At 45.6% G+C, this 13,783-nt stretch carries 14 protein-coding genes; 8 read left to right on the forward strand and 6 right to left on the reverse strand.

From position 1 onward, the window contains the following. Nucleotides 1-58: 58 nt before the first annotated feature. Nucleotides 59-313 carry a hypothetical protein gene (locus NDI33_RS11025; protein ID WP_190432282.1) on the reverse strand — a complete coding sequence of 85 codons (255 nt, stop codon included), beginning with the start codon at nt 311-313 and terminating at the stop codon, nt 59-61. An 85-nt stretch (nt 314-398) separates the two neighbouring features. On the opposite strand from NDI33_RS11025, the gene ychF reads away from it, so the two are divergent. The 4 genes from ychF to NDI33_RS11045 all read left to right on the forward strand — a co-directional run bounded on the left by ychF (nt 399) and on the right by NDI33_RS11045 (nt 4,736). After that, a complete protein-coding gene (ychF, locus tag NDI33_RS11030; protein ID WP_190432280.1) occupies nt 399-1,490 on the forward strand; it encodes a redox-regulated ATPase YchF in 1,092 nt (363 codons plus the stop codon). Between the two features lie 215 nt (nt 1,491-1,705). Continuing rightward, nucleotides 1,706-2,641 carry a hypothetical protein gene (locus tag NDI33_RS11035; RefSeq protein WP_190432278.1) on the forward strand — a complete coding sequence of 312 codons (936 nt, stop codon included), beginning with the start codon at nt 1,706-1,708 and terminating at the stop codon, nt 2,639-2,641. 19 nt (nt 2,642-2,660) lie between these two features. Next, nucleotides 2,661-3,359 (forward strand): hypothetical protein, encoded by a 699-nt coding sequence (locus NDI33_RS11040; RefSeq protein WP_190675517.1) that lies wholly within the window; start codon nt 2,661-2,663, stop codon nt 3,357-3,359. Between the two features lie 198 nt (nt 3,360-3,557). Then, on the forward strand, nt 3,558-4,736 hold the full coding sequence (locus NDI33_RS11045; RefSeq protein ID WP_190675519.1) for a clostripain-related cysteine peptidase: 1,179 nt from the start codon (nt 3,558-3,560) through the stop codon (nt 4,734-4,736). A 42-nt stretch (nt 4,737-4,778) separates the two neighbouring features. Here NDI33_RS11045 and NDI33_RS11050 read toward each other — a convergent pair whose 3' ends face one another. Beyond that, the gene (locus NDI33_RS11050; protein WP_190675522.1) at nt 4,779-5,609 is read right to left on the reverse strand and encodes an ABC transporter permease; all 831 of its coding nucleotides are present in this window, start codon (nt 5,607-5,609) and stop codon (nt 4,779-4,781) included. A 235-nt stretch (nt 5,610-5,844) separates the two neighbouring features. Here NDI33_RS11050 and NDI33_RS11055 point away from each other — a divergent pair, with 235 nt between their 5' ends. Both NDI33_RS11055 and NDI33_RS11060 read left to right on the forward strand, forming a co-directional pair. Further along, a complete protein-coding gene (locus NDI33_RS11055) occupies nt 5,845-6,567 on the forward strand; it encodes a hypothetical protein (RefSeq protein WP_190411770.1) in 723 nt (240 codons plus the stop codon). Nucleotides 6,568-6,803: 236 nt separating this feature from the next. Next, on the forward strand, nt 6,804-7,343 hold the full coding sequence (locus NDI33_RS11060; protein ID WP_190434040.1) for a DUF3172 domain-containing protein: 540 nt from the start codon (nt 6,804-6,806) through the stop codon (nt 7,341-7,343). A 103-nt stretch (nt 7,344-7,446) separates the two neighbouring features. Here the strand turns inward: NDI33_RS11060 and NDI33_RS11065 are convergent, their stop codons facing one another. Further along, the gene (locus NDI33_RS11065; protein WP_190675524.1) at nt 7,447-8,853 is read right to left on the reverse strand and encodes an AMIN domain-containing protein; all 1,407 of its coding nucleotides are present in this window, start codon (nt 8,851-8,853) and stop codon (nt 7,447-7,449) included. A gap of 235 nt (nt 8,854-9,088) precedes the next feature. Here NDI33_RS11065 and NDI33_RS11070 point away from each other — a divergent pair, with 235 nt between their 5' ends. After that, nucleotides 9,089-10,675 (forward strand): ATP-binding protein, encoded by a 1,587-nt coding sequence (locus NDI33_RS11070; RefSeq protein ID WP_190675526.1) that lies wholly within the window; start codon nt 9,089-9,091, stop codon nt 10,673-10,675. Nucleotides 10,676-10,677: 2 nt separating this feature from the next. Here NDI33_RS11070 and NDI33_RS11075 read toward each other — a convergent pair whose 3' ends face one another. Continuing rightward, nucleotides 10,678-11,100, reverse strand: coding sequence for a pentapeptide repeat-containing protein (locus NDI33_RS11075; RefSeq protein WP_190675678.1), 423 nt, complete (start codon nt 11,098-11,100; stop codon nt 10,678-10,680). A 323-nt stretch (nt 11,101-11,423) separates the two neighbouring features. Between NDI33_RS11075 and NDI33_RS11080 the strand changes: the two genes are divergently transcribed. Further along, the gene (locus NDI33_RS11080) at nt 11,424-11,639 is read left to right on the forward strand and encodes an RNA-binding S4 domain-containing protein (RefSeq protein WP_190429907.1); all 216 of its coding nucleotides are present in this window, start codon (nt 11,424-11,426) and stop codon (nt 11,637-11,639) included. A gap of 4 nt (nt 11,640-11,643) precedes the next feature. On the opposite strand, the gene NDI33_RS11085 is transcribed toward NDI33_RS11080, so the two are convergent. Continuing rightward, nucleotides 11,644-12,138, reverse strand: coding sequence for a hypothetical protein (locus NDI33_RS11085; RefSeq protein ID WP_190411775.1), 495 nt, complete (start codon nt 12,136-12,138; stop codon nt 11,644-11,646). A 300-nt stretch (nt 12,139-12,438) separates the two neighbouring features. Continuing rightward, nucleotides 12,439-13,692 carry a pentapeptide repeat-containing protein gene (locus tag NDI33_RS11090; protein ID WP_242033125.1) on the reverse strand — a complete coding sequence of 418 codons (1,254 nt, stop codon included), beginning with the start codon at nt 13,690-13,692 and terminating at the stop codon, nt 12,439-12,441. Nucleotides 13,693-13,783 lie beyond the last annotated feature (91 nt).

The raw sequence follows: 13,783 nt of genomic DNA on the forward strand, positions 1-13,783 counted from the left end.
AGTGTAAGTGTCACGGAATGTCGTTATTCCGGGGGATGTCATTGTTATGCGTTCTTACCTATTTTGATAGGGTTAAATTGTTCAATGCGATCGCCATGATTAATCCCAGTCCTAATCCTATCCCCCAACCAACCATCCCCAGCCCGATCCCCGGATCGGAGCCTAATCCGATTCCTGGATCGCCGCCAGAAGTACCAGAACCCGTACCGGGACCTGTACCAGAACCCATTCCCTCACCTGTGCCAGAGCCAGTGCCAGCCCCCGTTCCCCAGCCGATTCCCTCACCTGTGCCAGAGCCAGTGCCAGCGCCCATTCCCCAGCCGGTTCCAGGTCCGATTCCTCAACCGATTCCTGAACCTATCTAATTGATTCTACCCAGTTTTACCTCTTGAACTAAGATGCTTAGAGCCGGAATTGTCGGACTTCCCAACGTCGGAAAATCTACCTTATTTAACGCCTTGGTTGCCAATGCCAAGGCTGAAGCTGCCAATTTCCCTTTTTGCACCATCGAACCCAATGTCGGTGTCGTGTCGGTGCCAGATGAGCGGTTAAACGCCCTGGCTAATATTTCCAGTTCGGCGCAAATTATCCCGACGCGGGTTGAGTTTGTGGATATTGCTGGTTTAGTGAAAGGTGCTAGTCAGGGGGAAGGACTGGGTAATCAATTTTTGTCCCACATTCGGGAAGTTGATGCCATTGTTCATGTAGTGCGCTGTTTCGAGAATGATGACATTATCCACGTTGCCGGATCTGTTGATCCAGCGCGAGATATTGACATTATTAATTTGGAGCTGGCTTTAGCAGATTTATCTCAAGTAGAGCGACGTATTGAGCGCACTCGCAAAGCTGCCCGTACTAGCAAAGAAGGACAGATTGAACTCGCTGCGCTAGAAAAATTGAGCGCTTTATTAAATGAAGGCAAACCAGCGCGGCGGGCTAACTTAAATGAAGAAGAAGCTGAATCGCTCAAAGGATTAGGATTGCTCACAGGCAAACCAATTATTTATGCTGCCAACGTCTCTGAGGATGATTTGGCAACAGGCAATAAATATGTAGAACAAGTGCGGGAAATTGCGGCTCAAGAAAACGCACAAGTCGTCATTGTTTCTGCCCAAGTGGAAGCGGAATTAGTCGAATTGCCAGAAGAAGATAAAGCTGAATTTCTGGGTTCTCTTGGAGTGGAAGAAGGCGGATTAAAATCTCTGATTCGCGCCACTTACGAACTTTTAGGCTTGCGTACCTACTTTACAACTGGTCCAAAAGAAACTCGCGCTTGGACGATTCATGCCGGAATGACAGCACCCCAAGCAGCAGGAGTCATTCACTCTGATTTTGAACGCGGTTTTATTCGGGCGGAGACAGTTGCTTACCAAGATTTAGTAACAACTGGTTCCATGAATGCTGCGAAGGAAAAAGGCTTAGTCCGTAGTGAAGGGAAGGAATATATTGTCAAAGAAGGCGATGTAATGCTGTTCCGGTTTAATGTGTAGATTAGCATTATCAACTTCATTATCGATAAGTGGCTTGACGCATTTTAGCCCCCTCTCTGATTTTGTGTAGAAATGTCGTTTTATCGCGTTTCTAAAAACCCGGTTTCTTATAGAAATCGGGTTTTTCAGTATTTGTACTGAAACCGCAAAAGCAGCTAGTGAGATAGACTTTGATGAAGTTTGCTGCCAGCTTAGCGATGCAAGGATGGTAAGAAATGCTGGGATGGCTCTTTGGAGATTTTATTAAAAAATTAGAACGTGCTTCTAAAAACGTTTCGCAGGATTTCGTAAAATCGGCAGGGAAAGAAATAGGTGAATTGTTTGATGAAAAACTATATCCTTTAGCTGACAAGCTTGATTACATAGCTCAAAACCGAATCAAACAAGCAAAAAATGAAATGGAGGAATTAGAAACTAAGACGATAGGTGATATCGAATCTCTACTCAACCAGAGTGATGAAAAAGTAAAGGATGCTTTAGAAAACATTAATCAAGTGCGAGTAGCAGCGCTTAGAGATGTAAGAGAAACTATCAGAATAGCTGACAACTATTTAGAAAATCGAATCAACCAAATTTCTTTAGTAGTAATGGAAGCCTTAAAGTTAGGTAGTCAATTTACTCCCGGAGAAATTAATAACAAGTTAATCGCACCAATGTTGGCGGAAATTAATTTGCTAGAAGAAAAATTATTTAAAGATGCTAATCAGCTTGTAGATAAGATAGACGAAGCGATAGACGGGAAACTTGAACAGATTCGGAATGAGTTAAAGAAGCATTTAGCTCACGCTTTGCCGAATCCTTTTGATAAATGTAGACAGAGGCTCAAAATTGGATTGAAGCCGGGTGCTAGGCTTTCGGATATTGAACTTTATGAACTAAGCGAATGCTATGAATTGAGCAAGTTGAATGAGAAAAGTTCTATTGACGATGTACTGAAGATTTATGGGCAACTTCAACACAATGCAGCGATGATGGCTGCTTTAGTGAAAAAATCTCCGGAGTTGAAAAGGATAGCTATTCAAGATTGGCTTAAATATGGCGTACTTTGTGAGTTTTGGCGCGGAACAATCAAGACTTATAATTCTACCGAACCTCTTTTGCTAAAGCCTGAGAAGTCGCAGCGATTTTTGACAGATAAAGAGGATACATAAAATAAGAAAGAGGTTTTTTATGAGTAAAGCTGGTGCTGGTGACTGGAAAACGCCACTGGGGTACTACGAAAGAGCAATCGCAGAACTAGAACGAACACGCGAACAGTTTCATGCAGAAATACAGATATTAAAAGAGCTTCAGGCGTCTCAGGAAAATCTGAAAAAAGAACTTCAGGCTGCTCAAACAGAAATAAAAGTTTGTAAGACAGAAATTAAAACTCTGAAAGATGAGCTTCAAGCTATTAAAGCAGAGCCTCTTGTGATAAAAGCAGAACTTCAGGCTACCAATGAACGCTTGGAGAATGCAGTAAAACAAGCCGAAAAAATAGCTGAATATGCTCACAAAGAATCTAAAAATGCTCAAGACACCGTTAAGGCGGCTTTTGTGGAAATTAAATCTCTTAAAGCTGGAATTGAAAATGGTTCAATTGTTGTTCAGAAAGCCTTAATGTTACAAGGTAAAGATGACAACCATTGGATGAGATTTTGCAAACTTGATAGCATAAATCATCATTGTTTCCAGGTATGGAAAGTTGATGATAAGACATGGCATAATGATATTCGAGTCAAGGCTGCAACATTTTTACGAGCCAGAGATGACAAGCATTGGATGGGATGTCATCGAGTTGATAGTCGAAACAATGATGTTTTTGATATCTGGAAAGACCAAAGATGGCACTCCACTAGCCGAGTGCAGGTAGCGACTCGGTTGAGGTAAAGGCTGAGTCAACAGAGCGATCGCAATTAAATCCTCTTCTGAGCATCCTTAGCATTTTGGCAGTTCAAAATTTAATCTTGCTGATGAGCAAATTGGTAAGCACCGACGAAGGAAAGGGTGTCGCTTGCTCTTGCGAGTTTGCTTTGCCAGGGGTTAACATCGAAGCATTCATCCATAATCTACTGAGTTACTAGCTCTATGAAGCGCAGAAAGTTGCTTCAGTATTCGGCGTTAGGTAGTGCATCCTTTTTAGGAAACCTGATTTTACTCAGTCAAAATCAGCCAGATATTATTGCTACAAGCATGAGCAATAAGCGACTCTACGAATGGATTTTTTTATATTGGATGCCTTATGATAACGACCTCTCAAAGTTTGGCCGTTCTATTATGGATATGCTTGCCAAAAGTGTGAATAGCGATAATATTCTTGTAGCGATACAATCTGATTTTAGCGGAGCTAAAAAAATTTCAAGAAACATCCTTACTAAAGGAAATATTTCTACTCAAAGCTTAAATACAGCAAACAGCGCCAGTGAAGAAGCTTTTTCTGAATATCTTAATTGGGCTAAGTCGCAATTTCAAGCTAAAAAATGGGCAATTGTATTCTTAGGACATGGGGGTCGTTTAGATGAAATTAGCCCAGATGAACACCCTGAACCAGGCTTGAATTTAAAAACTCAGTGGATGAATATCCAAAAATTAAGCGGTCTGATCGCAAATTTTAATCAGCAAGTAGGCAAGCGGGTAGAGTTAGTTTTCTTTCAAAATTGCAATAAAGGAACTATTGAAGCCAACTATACTTTTCGAGATACAGCGAAATATACTCTTTCTTCCCAATTACTGCTAGGTGTTCCCAATTATTATTACGAGCAATTATTTAATTTTTTGGGGCGTCAACCAGAAATTAGTGGAGAACAGCTAGCAGAAAAGATTATGGAGTTTGAATCTAGCGATATGTACCATAGCTATACCGCTATCAATAATCGTGCTATCACGCAACTATCTGCAAAAATTAATCCGCTTATTGATGCAGTTCTGGCAGCTAATATAAAAAATATAAATTTGAGCAACCTGACAACTTATAAGTATATGGGCGAACGGTTTGTCGATGTTGTCTCATTTTTTCAAACTATCACCAATCAGTCAGGCGCAAATCAAAATAGATACAATGAATTCGTTGATTTTTTAAATAATTCAATCATTTATAAAGTAAAACAAAATGGTACATTATTTCGCCCTATTCCAGAATATGAAAATTTTTCGGGGCTTGGTATCTTTTTCCCGAAAAGCAAGCATGAGCTGGAAAAATACCGCGATTTCCAGGCTTTTGAGGACTTGAAACTTCTGAAACTTTTCGACGCAATTCTCGTTAGCTGATTAGTTCAGGAAGGGTGGGCACTGTCCACCTTCCTGAACCAATTAATCTTGTTGATGAGCGAATTGATAAGCACCAACGAAGGAGAGCGCGATCGCCATCACCGCTAAAATCGGCACCGAGTACCAGGGAAACTGCGGCATTGGCAAGTAAGCTGCGGCGCGTAAGCCAATACTGGTATAAGTCAGAGGCAACAGATAGACGACTACTTTGAGGGCAGCCGGGAGAGTTGCAGGATCGAAGAAAGTTGCCCCTAAAAATGACATGGGGATGATTACAAAATTATTGTAAAGACCAACCGCTTCGAGCGATCGCACGCTTAAACCGACAATCACACCCAACCCAGCAAACACCGCGCAATTCAGCACGACCAGCAGCAGAAACAAAGGGTTCAAAAAACTCCAAACCTTGCCAGTAAAGAGTACCGCCACTAAAATCACCGAACCCGCCGTCATTAATCCCCGCACCACACCAGCTAGCATTTTTCCTAAGTGCAAAGCGAGAGGATGCACTGGTACCAGCAGCATTTCTTCAAAAGTTTTTGAGAACAAGCGATCGCCACAGATGGAAAATGTCGTGCCGGTGAAACTAATCACCATCGACGATAGCGCCACCATCCCCGGCAAAATGAATTCCAGATAGTTATTGTAATTACCGCTAATCCCCACACCAGGCTTGATAGAGCTACCCAACCCCAATCCAAACGCCAGAATGTAAATCAGAGGCGATATTAGCCCAGACGCCGCCACCTGCACAATTCGGACACGTAAATCTAACCAATCCCCCCAAAAAACGGTGAGACTATCGGCAATCAGAGTTTGAAACTGGGAGCTTTTTAAGGTTTTGCCCAGATGTAGCGACGTTTGTGATTTCACAGATGCGAGCCAACAACAGAGAACTGCTTAATTTTTACTTTACATTTAATCCAGTCCCCACCTAGCTTGGGACAGAAGCCAAGCAGAGGCGAGGAGGCAATGAGATTTCGCTCCCCTGCACCTCTGTACCGCCGCACCCCTGCCCCTCCTACACTCGTCAGTCGAAGGCAAAATCAGTCACAATAAATCAACGACTACCTTCCCGTGCAACAGATGGAGGCTGGAGGCGAGCGCTGTGCTGCAAAGATTTCTAATCATTCTTGTAATACTTGTACCTTTGGTCATTGCCTATCTGGTTAATGAAAAACGGAAAGCCAAAATTAAACAAATTAAAAATAATAGTGTTGTTTTGGTGAAAGGTGCAGAACAGAAGTACCCCAGCTTACCTCTGAAAAACTATGGAATTCCGCTGATGGTTAGGCGTCAGAATAGAGTCCAAGTTGTCTTTCCCAGGCTGACGCCTGAAGGGGATGTTGAATATATTTATTCCTGGCATCCCCTCAATGATGTGGAGGTGATCGAGCAGAACTCTAAAACGAACGATCCAAAGCTGACTACCATCAAAGAACTAGCTCCCATCATTCACGAACACTGGCAATTAGAGCCAGAAATGTCCGTACTTGAGGAGCAATATCGTAAAATTAATGACTTAGCTGATTTAGTCTCTACCTCTGATGTGTATTCTGTCCAAGTAGCTACCTATGAGAAAGCTTTACTTGAGGTTGAAAAGCTGTTAAGGAAAGCCGAACAGTTACAAAAAATATATGTTCGTTTAATTAGAGAGGCTTTAATTGGAGTTAAGGTAGCTGAGTACAATCCCGATCGGCTTATCGTCTCACATCTGGCTTTTGAGTTGCAGTATCAACGAATGAAAGAAGAATATCAACATCTCAAAGATGTCGCCCATGCCTACTCCCAATTGTTGAATGAAAGTAGAAACTTAGCGAGCGAGGAGTAAGCACTGGGGAGGCAAAGCAGCTACAGTTGCAAGAAATCTTGTAGAGACGCGATGCATCGCTTCTGGTAGCTGGGGAAACTGTAGTTTCAAACTCTTCGATGCCTCTTTGCCCCTTTCCCTTCCTCTTTCCCCTTCTCTTCCCTTCCGCCTAGCGGCACAATCTATAGCCATACTGGGAGAAAGGAGAGCAGTTTGATTACTCCCTGTCCAGTAGGAGTGAAATTACCTAAGCGACGATGAAACGTAAATCTAGATACCCTGCCGATACTCCCTATAGTGCCCCTAAATCCGCTAAATCATCCCCTTTCAATTACACTTCCATCGCTTTGATCGGCGGCGTCTTCGTTCTGGGAATCGGGGTAGGGATTGGCTTTAGCTCTACAGCGACGTTTAGCCCAGAAAACGTCGCATCGCGTGATTTCATTGACCGTGCTGCGCCGAATCCTGAGCTTTGCGTGCAGTTTGGAGCCAGCGCGATGGTGATGGATACTCGCGTCTATGTAACCCTAAATCCCTTTAACGTTTACGTTTCCCAGCCCAATATGCGACCGGGTTGTGTTTTGCGTAGTAACAACTGGTCTATTTTGGAACAAAGAAAGCTGGTAACAGCGGATCAGGTGCGGGATTGCAAGAACCGGATGAACACCTTTGGCTATACCGGCAGTTTGGACGGGCAACCAGATATCCGCTGCATCTATCAGAATGATGGTGCCCAGAATTTCTTCCTGAATCAGCCAGGAGCAGGCGCACCGCCGCCGGAAACAAATAATTTCTAAGGGGAATGGCTAATGGCTAATCGGTAATCGGGATTGGTAATCGGGATTTGTTCGTTCCAATAACCCATTACCGATCGCCTTTGTTTGCCATTAGCAACTCACTTTACCGCCAATCTTCGCTGAGCTGAACTTGCAGTATTTGATTCGGTTGAATAATAGCGGTTTGAGGAGCTGTCAGATAGGTAGTGGCAGCACCGGCGGCAGCGCCTCCCAACAAACCGACGCCTGAAAAGCCTCCTAATAGCATGACGGCTAAGGCACCAATGGCAGAATTCCGGACAACTCGGTTCTGTGAAACTTGACGGTTGCCATCTAGGGAGTCTGATTGGGCGAGGAGGGGAAAATTGCGTCCACCCAGGCTAATCGCTTGGGTAATGAAGCGACTGCCGCGCCGGTCGATCTCAAAGCGTCCGATCACCTGCGTACCGACTGGGGCGATAAGTTTACCAGTGCGATCGCGTATTTCTTCCTCTAGCAGCAACACTTCCTGGCGCGAAACACCATCTCGCAGTGTTAAAACCTTGTCGCCCGGATAACGCAGGCTCAGCGGAGTGCCAGAAGGCAGCAGAACGTCTGGATTCAGAGATGCCGTTGGCGCTTGTATCGGTGCCGATATGGAGCTGGAAGGATCGGGCACAACCGTCGCCGTCTTAGGTAGGGGCGGCACGACAACCATTGGAGAGGCGGTGGTTCTCGGTGCGGCAGTTGTCGATGTGGCAGGTATTGACATGGGCACAGACGCACCCGCTTCTAGAGAAGGTACTGGGGCTACTCTGGTTCTCCTTGCAGGCACTTGGGGGGGATTTTCCTCCATCGGCAACGGTTGACCAAATTCAACCACTCTGGTGACAGAGGAAGACTGAGGCTGCCTCACGGGTACTGGTGGTGCTGTAGCGATCGCGCCAGAAAGAGGAGGTACGCTCACTAACACAGGATTATTCGTCGCAATTCTCCCTGGAGGAACTGTTGGCGTCGCTAAATTGGGTAACGTAGTTGAGTTATTCAGAGACGGCACGCTCACGACACCCGGCGTTGGGTTCCCTGGGAAGATAGGGGGAGGCAGGGACGGAGAAACCCCGCTCCTGCTGGGAGGCACTGCTTCTGGAGCGAGAACGTTAGCAATCAGGGGACGCAATACCCAGCGATTCCCAGGTTCTACTTGCAATTGCACTTGTTGGGGGGATAAAACTACCTCTGGTGCGAGATCCAGCACTATTCGGGTAATGCCAGCCTCGAACTGAGAGACTCGAATTTGGCGGATTGGGCCAGAGTAACTTTGTTGAGTTTCCACCATTCCCACTTGAGTATTGGGTAAATCCAGAACAATCCGAGACGGTTGAGCCAGAAGAAAATAACGCGGCGTCGTTCCCTCATCCAGAGTGATTTCTAACTGATTCAGCGCTGGGTCAAATCGCCAATTTGTTAACCGGGCAGCGATCGCTTTTAACTCCATGCCGCTCCCCATAATCGCGATCGCGCCAACCAAACTAAGCGTTTTCAATCTACTCATAAAAAGTCGAAATCCCAGTATCAATTTTTCTCCCCACATCGCAATTGACTGAAATAACGTTCCAGCTACAACAATTGTCTCCGTAATTTCAGCGATCTACATCACAAATAAAATGGATTTATATCACCAAATCATCACATAAAAGATCACACTTCAAACGCGAGTGCTATCACCCAGTAATTTCTCGGATGGTTTCATACTACGAGTATTGGCTAACTAAACTCTGAGACGTCCCATGTTCCTAAGCCGTGACAATGTGCCAATTGATGCTTCTAGCTGGGTGGAGCGGTGGAAAAAAGTCCAGAGAAAGCTTGTCAAGCGAACGATGCAGTTGCAGCAAGCGAATCGAGAACTAGCGCAGCAAATCACCGAGCGTCGGCAGGTGGAAGAAGCTTTGCAGCAAGCAGAGGAAAAGTATCGGAGTATTTTTGAAAACGCTGTCGAGGGAATATTTCAGACAACCCCGGATGGGCGTTACATGAGTGTGAATCCAGCACTGGCAAGGATTTACGGCTACGCTTCACCGGAGGAACTAATTGCCCATCTAACGGACATCAAGCACCAGCTGTACGTAGATCCCAATCGGCGTGACGAATTTCTGTATTTGCTGCAAGAACACGGTTCGGTGAGTGGGTTTGAGTCTCAGGTTTATCGAAAAGACGGCAGCATCATCTGGATTTCGGAAAATGCACGGGCAGTACGCCAAGAGCTGCGATCCGCGAAGCAATATGAAGCTGCGAGCGGCTATAGTGTGGCATACACCAGGGACGAACAGTGCTTCGGGCATACATTAGGTCATACATTATGCGATCGCGCGGCTGCCTTACTCTACTGCGAAGGCTTCGTCACTGACATTACCGAACGAAAATCTGCTGAAGCAGCCTTAAAAGCATCGGCAGTAGAATTCAAACAACAAGCGAACCATCTGCAATTAGCTCTGTGCGAACTTCAACAAACCCAGACGCTTCTGATCCAAAGTGAAAAGATGTCTAGTCTAGGGCAGTTAGTTGCTGGGGTTGCCCACGAAATCAACAACCCAGTCAACTTTGTTTGCGGCAATCTGGTTCATGCGAATCAATATGCCCAAGATTTGCTAAACCTCCTACAGCTTTATGGCAAACATTATCCCCAGCCAGTGCCTGAGATTGAAGAGGAAGCTGAGGCAATCGATCTGGATTTTTTAATTTCGGATTTCCCCAAAACCTTATCCTCCATGCAAATCGGGGCTGACCGCATTCAGCAAATTGTCCAGTCCCTGCGAAACTTCTCGCGGATTGACGAAGCCCAGATGAAGGCAGTTGATATCCACGAAGGCATTGACAGCACGCTACTAATTCTCCACAGCCGCTTGAAATCCAGAGGAGTCAATACGGGGATTGCCATTCTCAAAGAATACGGCGATTTGCCATCCATAGAGTGTTACGCCGGACTCCTCAACCAAGTATTTATGAATCTCATTTCTAATGCGATTGACGCCCTGGAGGAGACAGAGGCGCGAAGAGGCAGCGCACAGGAGATGCTACATTCTTCCTTGCTCGGCTCTTCCCCGGCTCCCCTGCCTTGTATTCGGATTCGTACCGATGTCCTCGACAATGGAAAAGCAAGTATCCGGATTATCGACAATGGTCCCGGAATGAGCGAAGAAATCCGCACTAGAATTTTTGAACCTTTCTTTACGACAAAGCCCACTGGTAAAGGCACGGGGCTGGGTTTGTCAATCAGCTATCAAATCATCGTCGAGAGACACGGCGGCGTTTTGAAGTGTAATTCAGCACCAGAGCAGGGAACCGAGTTCGTCATCGAAATTCCGATTCGGCAGTAAATTTAGGAATAAGTATCTTTTAGCAGGTTGGTACCGTCTAGTTTCGCGCCTGTCAGGTAAGCCCCCCAAAAGTTTGCTCCGTCCAAGTTTGCCCCGCTCAAGTCTGCTTCTGTCAAATCTGCCATTTTCAAGTTTGCCCCGCTCAAATTGGCACCCCTGAGATTTGCCCGAAACAAATTCGCTCCACTAAGATCCGCCCCGCTCAAATTTGCTCCACTGAGATTGGCTGTGCCTAAACTTGCCTCCATTAAAGAGGTTTGGCTCAGGTTAGCTCCACTCAAGTCAGTTTCGCTGAGCGATCCCTCCTGGAAGTTCGCTAGACTCAGATTTACGCCTTTAAGATCGGTTCCAATTAAGTCTGCACCTTTAAAATCTCGTTCTCCCGCCGCATATCGCTCCAGCAGTTCATCCTTCTCAACGATCATCCACTCCTCCTTTTCTGGTTGGTTAATGTAGCTTGGCGCAACTGCTGAAATTTTTGGTAGTGGTAAATCTGTAGCGCTCGGTTGGGTTCTGAGGCAGCAAAAGAGTTTTTTCATTCAAAACTCAGACGCGAAGTGACAAGTCAGCGCTAGGCTAACGCCTCGCTTCGCTGTTTTCATGCCCAAAGGGCTGTACGCTATCGCTGCAAGTCTTTTCCAACTTAAAACTTTTTACCACTTACCCAAAAACTGTTATTCCCATATCAATTAGGATTGCTATATTAGCCCTCAGCATAATACGGTTACGTTGGAGTGCAACACTTCTTATGGCGGTAAATGACAGCACAATTAAGCTCGATCAGTTTTTAAAGTGGGTAGGGATGGCGCAGACGGGTGGGCAAGCTAAGCTTTTGATTCAACAGGGTTTTGTTCTAGTCAACGGCACCCTGGAAACCCGGCGAGGACGACAATTAGTTTCCGGCGATCGCGTAACGGTGGGAAAACGAACTGTTGAGGTTGAGTTGAACAATGTCGAGTCCTAGCAACTTAGAAATTTGTTCCTTTTAACAGATGTCGTCGGATTGCGTTGACGTAAGCAAAGACTGGGAATTGATAATACTCAACAACAACATCTACGACAAAAGCAAGATGAGCTAAAAAGGTTAACCCAATCCAAAGAGTAGGCACCCAAGATAAGGGAGTACCGGGTATTGGGGGGAAAAAGTAGGTAGACAAGGCAACAAGGGTAGTCGGTAATAAGACTAAGGCAACTGCTGCCAACCCAACACCCCAACCCAACTCATTCCCCTTACGATGGGCACCTTGCCAAGTTCGACCATTCCAGCGCCAAGTTATTGGTGATGCGCTATCTGCCATTTTCACAGATTGTTGAATCGGATCGGCAGTGAAAATATGATTGCAAAAGTTACAAGCCCATGCCTCCATTAACGGCATTGCTGCAATCTCACCGTGCCGACAAACTGGACAAGTGTAAACGCCGTCCAACCTAAAATTGTTGTCTGGATTTATTGAATGAAACATCCGCTTAACAAGTATGAAAATTAATCAAGGCTTTCTTTGAATTATAATAACAACCAAATATTTGCGGTTTAATCGTCGGAGTGATTTATGATTAAATCTAGACAATTTATATAAAAAAAAGACTGAAAATTTTTAATATTTATGCAGAAAAAGATTGGTGGATAGATAAAAGTTTAATCTTATCGTTGTTGCTGAAACAGGGATTCAAGAAAGTTTGATGGGTTTACAGTGGCGGAAAATGCTGCGGTTAGTGGCTGATTTTATAGCTGGAGTGGTGACGCTGAGGTAGCGAAGCGATCGCTAGTCCTCCTCAAAAATTGCCCCTCGCTGCTTAAGATCGAGCTTCATTGCCTCAGAAAGCCCCAAAACCCCTTCAAAGGAAGCATCCTCCACATTCGCACCCTTGAAATCGGCACGCTTAAGCTCAGCCTCTTTGAAATTTGCGCCGCTCAAGTTAGCACCGCTTAAATCAGCATCGCTGAGATTGGCAGCCGTCAGGGAGGCTTTCGTCAAATTGGCATTGGGAAGGTATGCACTGGTTAAATTTGCACCGCTAAGGTCGGCACTGGTTAAATTGGCACGGGGCATTTTAGTCCGCAAATCTGCTTGAGTAAGGTTCGCGTGCAACAGATGAGCATCTCGCAGATTCGCATTACAAAGGCAGGCATAGGAAAGGTTGGCACCGCTTAAGTTGGCACGGCTCAAGTCGGCAAAGGTGAGATCGGCATTGCTGAGATTGGTATGATTGAGATCAGCGTTGCGGAGGTTGGCGCTGCGGAGGTTAACACCACTCAAGTCGGCTTCAGCAAAATCCTCAGATGGATTGATGCCCAGCATTTTCGCGCCGCTGATGAAGTCATCTGCCTTGGCTGCTGCCAATAGTTCCCGTATGATTGTCAGATACTGCTGCTGGTAATCGCGAGCCGCCGGCAAGTCTCCGAGGGCGGTGTAAGCAAGTCGGAGATTTTTAAGCGCCTGTCCTTCCCCTCGAACGTCTTGTAATTCTTTGGCGATCGCTTTTGACTGGTGAAAGCAGAGAATCGCTTTTATATGTTCTTCCAAAGAATGATAAGCCGCCCCCAAATTCGAGAGCGTTTGCACCTCACCTGGACGATCTTGGAGTTCCCGCACAATCGCTAACCGTTGTTGCTGATACTCGATCGCTTTTGTATCCTCACCGAGAATGTAGTAAGCATTTCCCAGATTCCCCAGCGCATTTGCCTCGCCGCGCCTGTCTTGGATACGTTGAGCTATACTCAAGTGCTGTTGATAGAATGCGATCGCCTGAGGTAAATCTCCTAAAGCCTTATACGCAGCCCCCAAATTGCCTAAAGCCGCTCCCTCAACGATACTCGCTTCGCTGCCTCGACAGAGGCTAAGTGCCTGTTGCCAAGACTGCATTGCCTCTTGTAGAGATGTAAGAACCTTTGTTTCTACATACGTCTGATATTGCTCAATTCCTTGTTTCAGTAGTCGGTTCGCTTCGTCGATCATCACCGCAATGTACAGATGAAGTAAAGCTTTTCGAGGCTCAAACTTTTCGCTCCCCAGCATCCTATTCACTCCCGAATCCTCCCCTACAAGGCAGGAACAAAGATTAAATTTTTTTAGGCTGGAGAGGGGCTGGCTCCCCTTCCCCGTAGAA

This window comes from Trichocoleus sp. DQ-A1 (assembly GCF_039961955.1).
Classification (GTDB): Bacteria; Cyanobacteriota; Cyanobacteriia; order Cyanobacteriales; family FACHB-T130; genus FACHB-T130.

Excerpts from the sequence above, each read along its gene's own strand:
- NDI33_RS11025 (WP_190432282.1), bottom strand. The coding sequence starts at position 313 with ATGGGCGCTGGCACTGGCTCTGGCACAGGTGAGGGAATCGGCTGGGGA.
- ychF (WP_190432280.1), top strand. The coding sequence starts at position 399 with ATGCTTAGAGCCGGAATTGTCGGACTTCCCAACGTCGGAAAATCTACC.
- NDI33_RS11035 (WP_190432278.1), top strand. The coding sequence starts at position 1,706 with ATGCTGGGATGGCTCTTTGGAGATTTTATTAAAAAATTAGAACGTGCT.
- NDI33_RS11040 (WP_190675517.1), top strand. The coding sequence starts at position 2,661 with ATGAGTAAAGCTGGTGCTGGTGACTGGAAAACGCCACTGGGGTACTAC.
- NDI33_RS11045 (WP_190675519.1), top strand. The coding sequence starts at position 3,558 with ATGAAGCGCAGAAAGTTGCTTCAGTATTCGGCGTTAGGTAGTGCATCC.
- NDI33_RS11060 (WP_190434040.1), top strand. The coding sequence starts at position 6,804 with ATGAAACGTAAATCTAGATACCCTGCCGATACTCCCTATAGTGCCCCT.
- NDI33_RS11065 (WP_190675524.1), bottom strand. The coding sequence starts at position 8,853 with ATGAGTAGATTGAAAACGCTTAGTTTGGTTGGCGCGATCGCGATTATG.
- NDI33_RS11070 (WP_190675526.1), top strand. The coding sequence starts at position 9,089 with ATGTTCCTAAGCCGTGACAATGTGCCAATTGATGCTTCTAGCTGGGTG.
- NDI33_RS11075 (WP_190675678.1), bottom strand. The coding sequence starts at position 11,100 with ATGATCGTTGAGAAGGATGAACTGCTGGAGCGATATGCGGCGGGAGAA.
- NDI33_RS11080 (WP_190429907.1), top strand. The coding sequence starts at position 11,424 with ATGGCGGTAAATGACAGCACAATTAAGCTCGATCAGTTTTTAAAGTGG.
- NDI33_RS11085 (WP_190411775.1), bottom strand. The coding sequence starts at position 12,138 with ATGTTTCATTCAATAAATCCAGACAACAATTTTAGGTTGGACGGCGTT.
- NDI33_RS11090 (WP_242033125.1), bottom strand. The coding sequence starts at position 13,692 with ATGCTGGGGAGCGAAAAGTTTGAGCCTCGAAAAGCTTTACTTCATCTG.